Origin of the sequence: Bradyrhizobium sp. S3.12.5, assembly GCF_040548225.1 — a bacterium.
In the GTDB taxonomy this organism is placed as follows: domain Bacteria; phylum Pseudomonadota; class Alphaproteobacteria; order Rhizobiales; family Xanthobacteraceae; genus Bradyrhizobium; species Bradyrhizobium cytisi.
Genome location: NZ_JBEPRF010000003.1, coordinates 154,761 through 168,077 on the forward strand (window position 1 = coordinate 154,761; position 13,317 = coordinate 168,077).

The window sequence follows — 13,317 nt, forward strand, 5'->3', positions numbered from 1 at the left end:
CGGAAGTGCGGCCGCAGGCAATGGGGTTCGGAGCGGTCGCTATGGGGCGGCGTGTCTGCCTTGCTGGTGGTTCGGCACGAGCGCATGCGCTCGCTGCGCGTTGTCATTTGCTCGAAAATATCTGGTCCACGAAATTATCTGGAAGGCCTCCGGTGCTGCGCGTAGCGCCATCGGTGGCGCACGATTGCTGATTGCGATGTAGCGACGGCATTCACGCCGTCATGATTGAGCGCTTCACAATATTGGAGCCGATGATGAAATTTGATGTGCGCGTTCCGTTGATTGCCGTCGCCACCCTTCTTGCCGCTTTCATCGCCGCATCAGCTGAAGACAGGCCCGCGCCGGCTGGTCCCGTCCATCTGCAACAGGGCTGGAGCGACGAGACCGCCGATCGCTGGCATTTCATCTCGCAGGGAACGGCGCTGATCCCCTATGAATGGTTCGTCGCGCTGGAGCAGCCGGGGCAGCCTTCCGGCCAAACCGCGCTGATCAAGGCGCCCGACAATTTGCAGCGTCTGGGTTTCCTCCCCGAACCCGTCAGCCCGACCAACAATCCGGACGGTCTCGCGATCGGTCTCTACAGCACCCCGGTCGACCTTCCCGACGGCAGGCACGCGTGCTGGAAAGGCAACTGGCTTGGCCTCGGCTGTGCCGGCTGTCATACCGGGCAAGTCAGCTACCGCGGCCAGCAGATCCGCATCGAGGGCGGTCCTTCCCACATCGATATCGACGCGTTCGTCGGACAGCTGGTCGGATCCATTACCGCGGTCCTGCAGAATCAGGACGGGGCCGGACAGCGCTTCATGGCGCGGGTGAAGGCGCCCCCTGCCGATGTGCAGAGCGGATTGCAATGCTTCGGCGGCGTCTTGCAGGCGGCCGCGAAGTTCAACCAGGACGTCGGTGGAAACTCCGGCGATACGGCGGGCGGGGCGGGCAGGCTGGACGCGCACGGCGCCGGCTTGAACCAGCTTCTCGCCGGACCCTTCAGGCTCATGACCGACCCGTCGGACACCGGCGAGACCAGGAATTATGCGCACCTGACCGCGCCGGTGCGATATCCGGCGCTGTGGGACACGCCGCGCTTCAACTGGGTGCTGTACAACGCCTCGATCCGTCAGCCGCTGACGCGCAACATCGTCGAGGCGCTCGGTGTGCTCGCGCCGATCAAGCATGACGCGACGATGCTCACGCCCGACGTCATGCATGGGGTCCAGATGGAGAATGTCGTCTGGGGGCAGCGGAAGCTGATGGATCTGCGCTCGCCGCGCTGGCCGGAAGCCATTCTCGGTGCACTTGACCAGAAGCGCGCGCTGCGCGGCCAGCTCGTCTATGTCAGCGCGTGCGCGAATTGCCACGATGCCGCCCCTGTCGAAGCGGCTTCCGGGGCCTGCAGCGAGATCCAGGTCCCGCTGGTCGATCTCCGCAAGATCGGCACCGATCCCGAGCAGGCGACGACGTTCAACAGCCGCAAGATCGCGCTGTCGAAGATCGGTGGTCCGGACGCGATGTCCAACTACAAGGCCGCCGAGGTTCTCACCGGAAACATCGCCGCGCAATGGATCGGTCGGTCCAAGGATAACGCGGCCAGCGCCGCCGAGATCAATTGCGGCCGTCCAAACCAGTACAGGGCGCCGCTCGCATACCGGGCAAGGCCGCTCAACGGCATCTGGGCGATGGCGCCCTATCTGCACAACGGCTCGGTGCCGTCGTTGAACGACCTTTTGCTACCGCCAGGGCAGCGGCCGAAGACCTTCTATGTCGGCAATTGGGAGTTCAATCCGGACATCGTGGGATACGACATGAAGGCCGAGATGCCGGGCGCGTTCCTGTTCGATACGACCGTACGCGGTAACTCGAATGCCGGGCACGTTTACGGAACGGATCTGACCGAGGATGACCGCAAGGCACTGATCGAATATCTCAAGATGCTCTGAGCGGCCGCTTTAGTCCTTGCGGCAGGTGAAGCAATAATAGGGACAGGTGCCGTCGGCGAAGGACGCATGCAGCTGCGTCCCCGGAATGCCGGCGAACTCGTGCGACACGCCGAGCAGCACCCGCGGCACGATCTCGTCCGCCAGCGCCGTTCGCCGCGCGCCGTCGAGCTCCAGCGCGCGCGCCACATTGGCGGTGATGTCGTCCTCCCGAACGAGGCGCAAGCGCGACCGGACCAGGGACTCGCGCGGATACACGTCCTTCGAGCGGTCTTCGAAGCACGCCATCAAAAAAGCACCGCCCGGCCTGAGCACGCGGTGGACCTCCTCCAGAAAGCGTCCCATGTCGCCATAATGCTGCGCACTCTCGACGTTGACCACGACGTCGAAACTCTCGTCCGCGAACGGCAGGCTGAGCGCATTGCCGACGCGGAATGCGAGATTGTCCTGGCCGGCATAGCGCGCCTTGCTGAAGCGGATCGCCGGCTTGCAGATGTCGAGCCCGGTGTAGCTCTTCGGATGGAGGTACCGCGCGATGTAGGACGCGCCGCCGCCGCGGCCGCTTCCGACCTCCAGCACATCCTTGCCCGCAATCGCAGACCCCGACGCCACGTGATGATAGAGCTGGATCGCGTAGCGATCGGGCTCGTCGGCGGCTTGCAGCGCGACCTGCTCGCCGTTCAGCGGGGCATAGCCGTAGTTGAGGAATCGGATCGCGGCGTCCCTGTCGAGGTTGCTCAGCAGCGAGTACCAGGCGTTGGTGAAAAGCTGGCGCGCCGCGCGCGAATAAAACAGTTTTACGACGGCCGAATGGATCGGGTTTGCCGCTGTCGGATACGGATCCTGCTTCACGGATGAATACTCTCGCGCGAAAATGGGGAACGCTTCCACCATAAAGCATGAGCCAAGGTCCTCAATGCGTCAACAATGGCGACGCTTGCCTGCCACGATTGACTTCATTCCGAGCGGGGATATACTTTAGGTTTAGTACAATTCATGCTGGACTCCGCGCGATGACTGGGCAGGTTGCTGCCTGGTTGGAGAAGGTCGGCCTCCCTCAATACCTGAAGTCCTTTTCCGACCACGGCATTGATTTCGACATCCTTTCCGAGATTACGGATCGCGATCTCGCGACCATGGGCGTCGTGCTGGGGCACCGGCGCAGGCTGTTGCGTTCGATTGTCGAGCTCGACGTTCCGAAGGCGCGTCTGCTCGCACCGAAGATCGACGCGGGCGCGGAGCGCCGGCAACTCACGATCATGTTCTGCGACCTCGTCGGCTCGACTGCATTGTCGCAGCAGTTCGATCCCGAGGAGATGCGCGAGATCCTGCAAGCCTATCGCGAGGCCGCGACCGCGATCATCGCGCGCTATGACGGCATCGTCTCGCGATTGGTGGGCGACGGCATCCTGTCCTATTTCGGCTATCCGTCGGCCCATGAGGACGACGCCGAGCGCGCGGTCCGCGCCGGGCTCGAGATCACCGCCGCAGTCCGGGCCATCGCCGTGCAGCCGGGCTTGCGGCTGGAGGTCAGGATCGGCATCGCCACCGGACTGGTCGTCGTCGGTGATCTCTTCGCAAAAGGCGCCTCGAGCCGGCTCGAGGTGATCGGCGAGACACCCAACCTCGCGGCGCGGATGCAGGCCTTCGCCGAACCGGGCACCGTCATCATCGCGTCCTCGACGCGCCGGCTGCTCGGCAATCTGTTCGAGCTGCGCGCGCTCGGCACGCGCACGATCAAGGGATTCAGCGAGGCGACCGAAGTCTGGGCGGTGGACCGTCCATCGCCGCTCGGGAGCCGCTTCGAAGCCTACCGCTCCGCGGGCCTCGCCGGGTTCGTCGGCCGCGAGCACGAGCTCGACCGGCTGGCCGAGTGCAAGCAGCGGGCCTGGCGCGGCCAGGGCCAGGTCGTGCTGATCTCCGGCGAGCCCGGCATCGGCAAGTCGCGGCTCGCGGCGCATTTCCTCAATGAGCGGATCGCGGCGGAGCCGCACATCCGGTTGCGCTATCAGTGCTCGCCGCATCATCGCGCCAGCGCGCTCTATCCTGTCATCGCGCAGCTGCAGCGGGCGGCGAAGCTCGGCGCCGGCGACAGCAATGCACAGCGGCTGCGCAAGCTGGAAGCGCTGCTCGGGCGCACTGATCTGAAGACTCCGACGTTGGTGCCGCTGTTTGCGGACCTGCTCTCGATTGCCACCGACGGACGCTATCCGCCGCTCGACTGGACGCCACAGCAGCTGCGGCGCAACACGCTTGCCGCGTTGATCCAGCGCTTGCAGCGCCTGTGCGCCGAGGCACCGGTGGTCTGCATCGTCGAGGATCTGCATTGGGCCGACGCGACCTCGCTCGAGCTGCTCGGGCTCGCGGTCAGGCTTGCCGACCAGCTTCGCCTGCTGCTCGTGCTGACGTTCCGCGACGAATTCGCGCTGCCATGGATGGGCCCGGCGAATCTGACGACGCTGGAGCTCGGACGCCTCAAGGAGACCGACGTCCAGCGCATGATCGCCGAGGTGATCGGAAGCCGCGCGGTCCCCTCCGAGCTGGTCACGCAGATCGCGACCCGGACCGACGGCATCCCGTTGTTCGTCGAGGAGCTGACGCGCACGGTGCTGGAGATGGGCGTTCTCGAAAAGGGGGCGGGGGGCCGCTACAGGATGGCCGGCAGCCTGCCGCGCCTGTCGATCCCCGCGACGCTCCAGGATTCGCTGATGGCGCGGCTCGACCGCCTCGGGCCCGCAAAGGAGGTCGCGCAGGTCAGCGCCGTCATCGGCCGCGAATTCTCCGACGTGCTGCTGCGTGCGATCTCGGACAAGGACGATGCGGAGCTCGGTGCCCGGCTCGCCCAGCTCGAAGCCGCCGAGTTGATTTTCCGCAGCGGGGCCGCCCCCGAAGCCGTCTATACGTTCAAGCATGCGCTGGTGCAGGACACTGCCTATGAGAGCCTGCTCAGGAGCAGCCGGCGGCGATTGCACGAGCGGATCGCAGCCGTGCTCCAGGAGAAATTCCCGGATGCCGCCGCAGCAGCGCCCGAGATCGCCGCGCATCATCTCACGCAGGCCGGTCTCGTCGAGGACGCCGTCGAGTGGTGGGGCAAGGCCGGCGATCGCGCGCTGCGCAGCTCGGCCTATCCCGAGGCGATCGCGCATCTGACCAAGGCTATCGGTCTTGCCGAAGGCTTGAGCGAAAGCCCGGCCGGGCAGAGCCGCCGGCTGCAATTGCAGATCGCCTATGGCAACGCGCTGATCGCGACGCGCGGCTATGGCGCGCCGGAGACGTCGGTCGCGTTCGCACGCGCCCGCGAGCTCGCGTCCAGCCTCAAGGGCGCGCCCGAGCGCTTCGCCGCCACCTACGGCCTGTGGGTCGGAAGCCTGGTTCGCAGCGAGCTCGGATCGATGCAGGAGCTCGCGCAGGCATTCCTGCACGATACCGCTGACCGCCCCGATGCGCCGGAGGCAGGAGTCGCGCATCGCGTCTGCGGCATGACGCGCTGGTTCGAGGGCAATTTCGTCGATGCCAGGCAGCATCTCGAGCAGGCGCTCGCGATTGACCGCGACGAGCACGATCGCAATCTCGCCTTCCTGTACGGCCACGATTGCGGGATCGCTGCGGCGATCTACCTCGCGCTGGTGCTGTGGCCGCTCGGCGAAGTCGATCGCGCCGAGCAACTGGCGCAGCAGGCGATCCGCCGCGCGGCCGATAGCGGCCATGTCGCGACGATGGTCTACACGCATTTCCACAAGATCGTGCTCGAGGCGGTGCGCGGCAACCCTGAAGGCGCGAGGCCGCATGTCGATGCCGTGATCGAGCTCAGCCGCGAGCACGGACTTCTGCTCTACACGCGAGCCGGTAAATTCTGGAACGGCTGGATCCGTTGCCGTCTCGGCGAGCGTGCGGCCGGGCTCCGGGAGATGGAGGACTCCATCGCGCTGCCGCTGGTCGGAAAAATGGCGACCGGGCTCTACGTGCCCTTGACCTGGACGCTGCTCGCGGAGGCCAAGGCCGGCGAAGGACAGTTCGACGAGGCGCTCGCGATTCTCGACGAACAGCTCGTCGAGGTGGAGCGGACCGGACAGGAATGGTTCACCCCGGAAATCCAGCGCCGGCGCGGCGAGCTGCTGCTGCGCAAGGATCCCATCGATATCGTCGCCGCGGAGGCGGCGTTCACCCGGGCCATCGAGGCCGCGCGGGCGCAGCAGACCGCGACGTACGAGCTGCGCGCAGCGCTTTCGCTTGCCAGGCTGTATCAGGCGAGCGGAACGGATGCGCAGGCGCGGAGCGTCCTCGGTCCGGTGATCGGGATGTTCGCCAACGCACAGGAGTTGCCGGAGATTTTCGAAGCACGGGCGGCCATGGAGCGTTCCAGCAAGACCAGCCCATGCGCAAACCCATGCGACTGAAAAAGTTCTTGTACTTTGCCGATTTCGTCTTCTATCCGCTGGCAAGTACCGCGCTGGTCGCGGTCGCTTTGCTCTTGAGGGAGCCGCTGCGCTGGGACGAAGCGGCGATCGGTTTCGCAAGCGGGCTGTTGCTCTGGAGCCTCGCCGAATACGTCATTCACCGGTTCGCCCTGCATGGTCCGGCCTATCTGGCCGCCTTGCACGACATGCACCATTCCGATCCGCGCGCATTGGTCGGCTCGCCGCTGTGGCTGAGCCTGGGATCGATCTGTTGCGGATCGCTGCTGCCGATATGGCTGCTGGTCGGGTTTGGCAGCGCCTGCACCGTCACGGCGGGGCTGATGCTGGGCTACATCTATTTCGGTGCGCTTCACCATATCATCCATCATCACCCCGTGAAGCGCGGCGGCTATCTCTGGCGCCTGAAGCGCCGCCATACGCGCCATCACTATGGCAAGCGGCCGTGCAATTTCGGCGTGGTCACCAGCATGTGGGATCGCGTCTTCGGAACGTTTTGTTCTGAATAGCCGGCTCGATCCTGATTGAATTGCGACGGACGGATCAGCCGCAATTCCAGATCGCGCCGATCGGCGTCCGGGTCCAGCACGGACCGAAGCTGCCGCCATTGTAGCGTGAGCCGCCGAAGCCGGGCCGGCCGAAATAGTGCCATTCGCCGTCAATGTAGCGGTAATAGCTCGGCACGGGATCGATATACCAGGGGCGCTGGTTCTCGCGCGCGTAGCGACGAAAGCCGTTCTTCTGCATGAAGATCGGCTGGCTGTTGCTGAGCGGCTGGCGATAGCCCGGCAGGAAACCGTAGCCATGCCAGCTTTGCTTGGGCTTTTTGGGCGCCGCCGCCGCGGGCGCAACGACCGGCAGCAGCGACAGGATGGCAGCAACAAATATACATAAGAGGCGCGACATGAGCCGACCATAAACAGTCGGTCGCGGGAACGCCATTCAAATTCGAGTGGGATTTTTTGCAGGCGCGCACGGACAGAAAATCCGGCCGGGCTGAATCGCGGCCCGGCCGTCACGCCCCTGTCGTCTATGCGTTCGCACCGCCATCAACGGTCAAGGCCGAGCCGGTGATGTATTTCGCCTTCTCGCTTGCCAGGAACGCCACCGCATTCGCGATATCATCCGGCGCGCCGTAGCGGCCGAGCGCCATGAACTGCTTCAGCGTCTCCGCGGTCGGACCGTGGGCCGGGTTCATGTCGGTGTTGATCGAGCCCGGCTGCACCAGATTGACGGTAATGTCCTTGGGGCCGAGCTCGCGCGCCAACGCCTTGTTGAACGCGATCAGCGCCGACTTCGACGCCGCGTAGACGCCGAGCGCCGGCGACGGCACGCGGTCGGCGAAATAGCTGCCGATGGTGATGATGCGGCCGCCCTTGCCGAGGTGGGGCAGCGCGGCCTTACTCGCGACGATCGGGGAGCGGACGTTGACGTTCAGCAGCGCGTCGATGTCGGCGAGCGAGATGTCGTTGAGGCCGCCCAGGCGAAGAATGCCGGCGTTGTTGACCAGGATATCAAGGCCGCCCAATGCGGCGACGGTCTTGTCGACCGAGGCCTGGACGGCGGCGACATCGGCGCTGTCGGCCTGAATCGCGACCGCTTTCCGACCCAAAGCCTTGATGGCGTCGACGACCTTCGCGGCGCTGTCTGCCGACTTTTCGTAAGTGATGGCGACATCGGCGCCTTCCGCGGCGAGCGCCTTTGCGATGGCCGCGCCGATCCCCCTGCTTGCGCCCGTCACCAGGGCCCGTTTTCCTGCCAGCGTCATCATACTCTCCTATTCTGTAATGATCGACACAGAATATCTGGGATCTTGATCGGCCGCGTCAAGTGAATTATGTGTTGATCATTACAGAAAGAGGCGTCATGGCGGGACGGCCACGGGAATTTGATCGCGAGGCGGCGCTGGAGGCCGCGATGCTGCTGTTCTGGCGCAAGGGCTTTGCCGGCGCCTCGATGAACGATCTGTGCGAGGCCATGGGCGTCCGCTCGCCGAGCCTCTATGCGGCCTTCAACAGCAAGGAGGCGCTGTATCTGGCGGCGTTCCAGCATTACGCCGCGACTGACGGGCAGGCGGTCTGGGACAAGCTCGCGGAGGGGGCGGCCGCGCGGGCCGGTGTTGAGAATCTGCTGATTAAGGCGGCCGACACGTTACCGAAATCCCGCACGGCGCCCGCCGGCTGCATGGTCGCGCTGGGCGCCATCAGCGACGAATGGCCGGCCACCATCGCGCGCGAGGTGAGAAAGGTCAGGCTCGAGCTGCTGGACAATCTGCGCGCGCGGTTAGAGGCGGCAGTCTCCAGCGGCGAATTGCCCGATGCGACCGACGTGAATGCGTTGAGCCGGTTCTATCTCGGCGTCTTCCAGGGCATGGCCATTCAGGCCAAGGACGGTGCCACGCAGGCGGAACTGAGAGGTGCAGCCAAGGCGGCGATGGCGGCGTGGCCGGGTGTGGACTAGTCCGTAGGATGGGTAGAGCTCTTGCGAAACCCATCGCTGCGTTCGAGCATGCCGCCGCGTGATGGGTTTCGCTTCCGCTCTACCCATCCTACGAGGCAGATCGACCATGAAGGTGCCCCATGGCTGAAGATCCAGACGCTCACGCAAGCGCGCCACTAGCAGGCTTTGCCGGTGTCACGCGCAAAATTCTCGAACGCCTTCCATTGCCTGGCAATCAGGAGCTCATGGTCGTCGAGGTCACCTATCCGCCCGGCGGCGTCGCTCCGCTTCACCGCCATCCCGTTGCAGGCGCGATCTACATCGTCGAAGGCGTTGCCGAGTCCGCTTATGGCAGCGACGCGCCCCGGCAGTATCGCGCGGGGGAGACGCTGCAGGACCGCGCGGATCTTCCACATACGCACTTTCGCAATTGCGACCCGGACCGTCCGCTCCGCTTTCTGACGATCTATGTGCTTGAACCCGGGCGGCCCTACACGCTGGAGCCGTGAAGCGTCGCGCCGTTCTCGGCGGAACTGACAGCTGTTCCGCATCAGATACAAAAAGGCCTCGCCGAAGCGAGGCCCCCTCGTTGCACCGTGCTGGCATGACTTAATCGTCATCCCAGTGATGGCGACGGATCACGAAGCCGCGGTCGTAGTCGCGATCGTGGTGGTACCAGCCATGATGCCAGCCGCGGTCATGCTCGTAGAAGCGTGCGCGCGGGCCATAATAATCGTCGCGGTCGCCGCCGACATAGACGCCGACGCCACCCGCATTGGCGATGGTGGGGGCACCGATTGCAAGCGTTGCGATTGCCGCGATAGCGTAAGTCAGCTTCCTCATCTGTTCCTCCTCCTTCTGCATCGTCGAAAGGTCAACTTCTGCCGCGATCGCCTGTTGCTGGAACTGGCAAGAAACTTTCTTGAATGGCTGTTCAGGTTTCATGCGGTCTGCCGCGAGAATGCCAAACCCACGTGCTGGATTGCGCGCGAATTGGAACATGCGCCGCTTCGGATAACCGGCCAGCAAAAGGCAAACATGTCGGGACAGCCTTCGATCCTGATCGTCGAGGACGAATATCTGCTTCAGGGCGTGCTCGAAATGGCGCTGGCGCAGGCTGGCTTTACGTCCGACATCCTCGCCTCCGGCGAGGAGGCAATCACGGTGTTCATAGCGCGCGGAAAAAATCACAAGGCGCTCGTGACCGATGTCTATCTGGGCGGCAAGCTGAACGGCTGGGATCTGGCCCGGCGCATGCGAGAGAAGGATCCAAACCTTCCGGTCGTGTACATCACGAGCGGTGCTGACGCTGCATTGTGGAAGTCACAGGGCGTGCCCAACAGCGTGCTGCTCGAAAAGCCGTTTCAGCCCGAGCGGCTCGTGGCGGCCCTCATGACGCTGCGAGCTGCCGGCGATTCGAGTATCACCGCCTGATACGGTAGATCACGACATCCTCGCCATATCGATGAAGATTGATGATGGCATCGTGCGCCTGTTTTGCCCGACGGGTCAAGCGGCGCGTAATCCGTAGCGCGCATCGAGTGCGTAGGATGGATAGAGCTCTTGCGAAACCCATCGTTGCCTCCGAGCTGAAGCGTGATGGGTTTCGCTTTCGCTCTACCCATCCTACCGGCTACGTCTATTTCTTCGGACGCATCAACGGCTTCGCAAAAGCCACCGGATAACATCCCGGCGCCCCCAATCTACTGTGCATGGGGTTGTTTTCGCCATTTCAGTTTCGAGTGGGACGCTAGCCCGCCCCTAACGCGACCGCGACGTTGTAGGTCAGAAGGCTTGCGGCATAGGCGAGCACCAGCATGTAGCCGAAGGTCGCCGCCATCCAGCCCCAGCTTCCGGTCTCGCGCCGGATCACGGCGAGCGTCGAGGCGCATTGCGGGGCGAAGATGTACCAGGCGAGCATCGACAGCGCGGTCGCGAGCGACCATTTCGTCGCCAGCACCTGGCCGATCTGCTCGGCCGCTTCCTTGCCGCCTTCGATCGCATAGACGGTGCCGAGTGCCGCGACCGCGACCTCGCGCGCCGCCATGCCCGGGATCAGCGCCACCGCGATCTGCCAGTTGAAGCCGACAGGCGCGAGCAGCGGCGCGAGCGCCTTGCCGATGATGGCGGCCAGGCTGAAATCGATGGCGGGTTCGGTGGTGCCTGCGGGCGGCTGCGGGAACGAGGCCAGAAACCAGATCAGCACCATCATCGAGAAGATCGTGGTGCCGGCGCGCTGCAGGAACATCTTTGCGCGGGTGAAGATGCCGATCGCGATCGATTTCAATCTCGGCATCTTGTAGTCCGGCAGCTCCAGCATGAAGGGCGCCGGCGCGTAGTCGCGCAGCATGAAGAACTTGATCACGAACGAGACGATCAGCGCGCTGGCGATGCCGGCCGTATAGAGCCCGAACATCACGAGGCCCTGCAGGTTGATGAAGCCCCAGACGTCCTTGGCCGGAATGAAGGCCGAGATGATCAGTGTGTAGACCGGGATGCGCGCCGAGCAGGTCATCAGCGGCGCGATCAGGATCGTGGTCAGCCGGTCGCGCTTGTTGTCGATGACGCGCGTCGCCATGATGCCGGGGATGGCGCAGGCAAAGCTCGATAGCAGCGGAATGAAAGCGCGGCCGTGCAGGCCGGCGCCGCCCATGATGCGGTCCATCAGGAACGCCGCGCGCGCCATGTAGCCGAAATCTTCCAGCAGCAGGATGAACAGGAAGATGATGATGATCTGCGGCAGGAACACGATGACGCTGCCGACGCCGGAGATCACGCCGTTCTGCAGGAAGCTTTGCACCAGGCCCTCGGGCAGGGTGGCGTGGACGATGTCGCCGAGCGCGTCGAAGCCCGATTGCAGCAGCTCCATCAGCGGCTGCGCCCAGGCGAACACTGCCTGGAACATCACGAACAGGATGAGCGCGAGCACGATGAGGCCGCCGACCGGATGCAGCACGATCGCGTCGATCCGCGCGGTCCAGGTGTCGGGGCTAGCAGGCAGGCTGACGCAGTCCGAGATGATGCGATCGGCCTCGCGCTGGGTGGCGCGCAACTCGGCGACGCTGAGTGCGCGCCAGCTGTTCTCGGCAGGTTCGGCCGCGAGCTTCGCCGAGATCTCGTCGGTCAGCGCCAACAGGTCGGCCGTGCCGCCCTTGCGCACCGCGATCGAGGTGACCACGGGCACGCCGAGCTCCTTGGCGAGCCGCTCGACGTCGACATTGATGCCGCGTCGGCTCGCGATGTCGAACATGTTGAGCACGAGAAGCATCGGCCGTCCGGTGCGCTTCAGCTCGAGCAGCAGGCGGATGGTCAGGCGCAGATTGGTCGAGTCCGCCACGCACAGCACGAGATCCGGCAAGGTCTCGCCGGAGGCCTTGCCGAGCACGAAATCGCGGGTGATCTCCTCGTCCGGGCTGCGGCCGCGCAGCGAATAGGTGCCGGGCAGGTCGACGACGGAGACCTGGCGGCCCTGCGGGGTGACGAAAAAACCTTCCTTGCGCTCGACGGTGACGCCCGGATAGTTCGCCACCTTCTGCCGGCTGCCGGTCAGGGCATTGAACAGCGAGGTCTTGCCGCTGTTTGGCGTGCCGACCAGGGCGAGATGCAGAAGGGGTAATTCCATGGGATCGGATGTCCGGTCGCGATCTCAGGCGACGATGATGGCCATGGCTTCGCGGCGGCGCACCGCGATGGTGATGTTGTCGACACGAACGGCGATCGGGTCGCGTCCGACCAGCCCCTCGTGCAGGACCTCCACCCTGGCCCCCTCGACGAAGCCGAGCTCGATCAGCCGGCTCTCGAGCTCGATGTCTGAGAGAGCCGAGCCGGCGTCCTTGGCGGAGAGGTGCTGGATGACGCCGGTATAGCCGCGCTTGGCCAGGCCCAGCGGCATCTCGCGGCGCGTATCATGGGTGTCGGTCATGCCCTGTATTTTCAACGCAGGGCATTGAGGTCAAGCGCGCACGCTCGTCGAAACTGCACCTTAGAGGGATTTTAAAGTGCAGATCACGAAGCCGTGGGCGGAGCGCCCTGGCGCTACTGCGCCGCGACCTTTTCCGGCTGGATGGCGGCCATGGCGCGGCTCTTGAAGTAGTCGAGCACGAACAGGCGGATCGCCGAGGACAGATTGCCCTGCTGGCGGGCGCCGTCGATTTCGCCGACGAGCTCGGACAGCGTCATGTTGCGCAGGCCCGAGATCTCCTTCATGCCGTTCCAGAACGCCTCTTCCAGGCTGACGCTGGTCTTGTGGCCAGCGACCACGATCGAACGCTTCACGACGGGCGATTTCATGGCTGCTCCTCGCGATCGATCCGGTGCTGGTCCAGATGCTCCTTCGCCTGGTCCGCGCGGGTCTCCTCCGCCGACCGCTCCGCCTTCGTGCGGCCGAACTTCGTTCGGTTGGCGTCCGCCTGCTTCGCCGAGGCTTCCCGCTCGGCGCGCTTCCGGAAACGATTCAGGTTGATGACGTTCCCCATGCCGCGTCTCCATCACCCGCTCCTCTTCAGGTTGGATGAAATTTCCAGAAACAGGGC

The 13,317-nt window shown here is 64.6% G+C and carries 14 protein-coding genes; 6 read left to right on the top strand and 8 right to left on the bottom strand.

Annotated elements, in window-relative coordinates; all coding sequences use genetic code 11:
- Nucleotides 1-251: 251 nt before the first annotated feature.
- Nucleotides 252-1,934 carry a di-heme-cytochrome C peroxidase gene (locus ABIC09_RS04815; RefSeq protein WP_354108564.1) on the top strand — a complete coding sequence of 561 codons (1,683 nt, stop codon included), beginning with the start codon at nt 252-254 and terminating at the stop codon, nt 1,932-1,934.
- Between the two features lie 9 nt (nt 1,935-1,943).
- Here ABIC09_RS04815 and ABIC09_RS04820 read toward each other — a convergent pair whose 3' ends face one another.
- Nucleotides 1,944-2,783, bottom strand: a complete 840-nt coding sequence (locus tag ABIC09_RS04820) for a class I SAM-dependent methyltransferase (protein WP_354108565.1) — start codon at nt 2,781-2,783, stop codon at nt 1,944-1,946.
- 47 nt (nt 2,784-2,830) lie between these two features.
- Between ABIC09_RS04820 and ABIC09_RS04825 the strand changes: the two genes are divergently transcribed.
- Nucleotides 2,831-6,328 carry an AAA family ATPase gene (locus tag ABIC09_RS04825; protein ID WP_354108566.1) on the top strand — a complete coding sequence of 1,166 codons (3,498 nt, stop codon included), beginning with the start codon at nt 2,831-2,833 and terminating at the stop codon, nt 6,326-6,328.
- Nucleotides 6,307-6,855, top strand: a complete 549-nt coding sequence (locus tag ABIC09_RS04830) for a sterol desaturase family protein (RefSeq protein WP_354108567.1) — start codon at nt 6,307-6,309, stop codon at nt 6,853-6,855. The genes ABIC09_RS04825 and ABIC09_RS04830 overlap by 22 nt, the downstream gene beginning before the upstream one ends.
- Before the next feature lie 34 nt (nt 6,856-6,889).
- Here the strand turns inward: ABIC09_RS04830 and ABIC09_RS04835 are convergent, their stop codons facing one another.
- Complete coding sequence (locus tag ABIC09_RS04835) at nt 6,890-7,252, bottom strand: hypothetical protein (protein ID WP_354108568.1); 363 nt, start codon at nt 7,250-7,252, stop codon at nt 6,890-6,892.
- Between the two features lie 124 nt (nt 7,253-7,376).
- On the bottom strand, nt 7,377-8,117 hold the full coding sequence (locus ABIC09_RS04840) for a 3-oxoacyl-ACP reductase family protein (RefSeq protein ID WP_354083428.1): 741 nt from the start codon (nt 8,115-8,117) through the stop codon (nt 7,377-7,379).
- Between the two features lie 146 nt (nt 8,118-8,263).
- On the opposite strand from ABIC09_RS04840, the gene ABIC09_RS04845 reads away from it, so the two are divergent.
- Nucleotides 8,264-8,806, top strand: coding sequence for a TetR/AcrR family transcriptional regulator (locus ABIC09_RS04845; protein WP_354108569.1), 543 nt, complete (start codon nt 8,264-8,266; stop codon nt 8,804-8,806).
- 224 nt (nt 8,807-9,030) lie between these two features.
- Nucleotides 9,031-9,294 (top strand): cupin domain-containing protein, encoded by a 264-nt coding sequence (locus ABIC09_RS04850; RefSeq protein ID WP_354034192.1) that lies wholly within the window; start codon nt 9,031-9,033, stop codon nt 9,292-9,294.
- Between the two features lie 100 nt (nt 9,295-9,394).
- On the opposite strand, the gene ABIC09_RS04855 is transcribed toward ABIC09_RS04850, so the two are convergent.
- Complete coding sequence (locus ABIC09_RS04855) at nt 9,395-9,628, bottom strand: hypothetical protein (RefSeq protein WP_148754159.1); 234 nt, start codon at nt 9,626-9,628, stop codon at nt 9,395-9,397.
- A 54-nt stretch (nt 9,629-9,682) separates the two neighbouring features.
- On the opposite strand from ABIC09_RS04855, the gene ABIC09_RS04860 reads away from it, so the two are divergent.
- Entirely contained in the window at nt 9,683-10,219 is a 537-nt protein-coding gene (locus ABIC09_RS04860; RefSeq protein ID WP_347340243.1) for a response regulator, read from the top strand.
- A 316-nt stretch (nt 10,220-10,535) separates the two neighbouring features.
- Here the strand turns inward: ABIC09_RS04860 and feoB are convergent, their stop codons facing one another.
- The 4 genes from feoB to ABIC09_RS04880 all read right to left on the bottom strand — a co-directional run bounded on the left by feoB (nt 10,536) and on the right by ABIC09_RS04880 (nt 13,260).
- Nucleotides 10,536-12,407, bottom strand: coding sequence for a ferrous iron transporter B (gene feoB, locus ABIC09_RS04865; protein ID WP_354108570.1), 1,872 nt, complete (start codon nt 12,405-12,407; stop codon nt 10,536-10,538).
- A 24-nt stretch (nt 12,408-12,431) separates the two neighbouring features.
- Nucleotides 12,432-12,707, bottom strand: coding sequence for a FeoA family protein (locus ABIC09_RS04870; protein ID WP_148754161.1), 276 nt, complete (start codon nt 12,705-12,707; stop codon nt 12,432-12,434).
- A gap of 113 nt (nt 12,708-12,820) precedes the next feature.
- On the bottom strand, nt 12,821-13,075 hold the full coding sequence (locus ABIC09_RS04875) for a ribbon-helix-helix domain-containing protein (protein ID WP_148754162.1): 255 nt from the start codon (nt 13,073-13,075) through the stop codon (nt 12,821-12,823).
- On the bottom strand, nt 13,072-13,260 hold the full coding sequence (locus ABIC09_RS04880; protein WP_354034190.1) for a DUF4169 family protein: 189 nt from the start codon (nt 13,258-13,260) through the stop codon (nt 13,072-13,074). The genes ABIC09_RS04875 and ABIC09_RS04880 overlap by 4 nt, the downstream gene beginning before the upstream one ends.
- Nucleotides 13,261-13,317 lie beyond the last annotated feature (57 nt).

Coding starts and splice junctions, on each gene's coding strand:
- ABIC09_RS04840 (WP_354083428.1), bottom strand. CDS start 8,117: ATGATGACGCTGGCAGGAAAACGGGCCCTGGTGACGGGCGCAAGCAGG.
- ABIC09_RS04870 (WP_148754161.1), bottom strand. CDS start 12,707: ATGACCGACACCCATGATACGCGCCGCGAGATGCCGCTGGGCCTGGCC.
- ABIC09_RS04845 (WP_354108569.1), top strand. CDS start 8,264: ATGCTGCTGTTCTGGCGCAAGGGCTTTGCCGGCGCCTCGATGAACGAT.
- ABIC09_RS04880 (WP_354034190.1), bottom strand. CDS start 13,260: ATGGGGAACGTCATCAACCTGAATCGTTTCCGGAAGCGCGCCGAGCGG.
- ABIC09_RS04850 (WP_354034192.1), top strand. CDS start 9,031: ATGGTCGTCGAGGTCACCTATCCGCCCGGCGGCGTCGCTCCGCTTCAC.
- ABIC09_RS04855 (WP_148754159.1), bottom strand. CDS start 9,628: ATGAGGAAGCTGACTTACGCTATCGCGGCAATCGCAACGCTTGCAATC.
- feoB (WP_354108570.1), bottom strand. CDS start 12,407: ATGGAATTACCCCTTCTGCATCTCGCCCTGGTCGGCACGCCAAACAGC.
- ABIC09_RS04825 (WP_354108566.1), top strand. CDS start 2,831: ATGAGCCAAGGTCCTCAATGCGTCAACAATGGCGACGCTTGCCTGCCA.
- ABIC09_RS04835 (WP_354108568.1), bottom strand. CDS start 7,252: ATGTCGCGCCTCTTATGTATATTTGTTGCTGCCATCCTGTCGCTGCTG.
- ABIC09_RS04830 (WP_354108567.1), top strand. CDS start 6,307: ATGCGCAAACCCATGCGACTGAAAAAGTTCTTGTACTTTGCCGATTTC.
- ABIC09_RS04815 (WP_354108564.1), top strand. CDS start 252: ATGATGAAATTTGATGTGCGCGTTCCGTTGATTGCCGTCGCCACCCTT.
- ABIC09_RS04875 (WP_148754162.1), bottom strand. CDS start 13,075: ATGAAATCGCCCGTCGTGAAGCGTTCGATCGTGGTCGCTGGCCACAAG.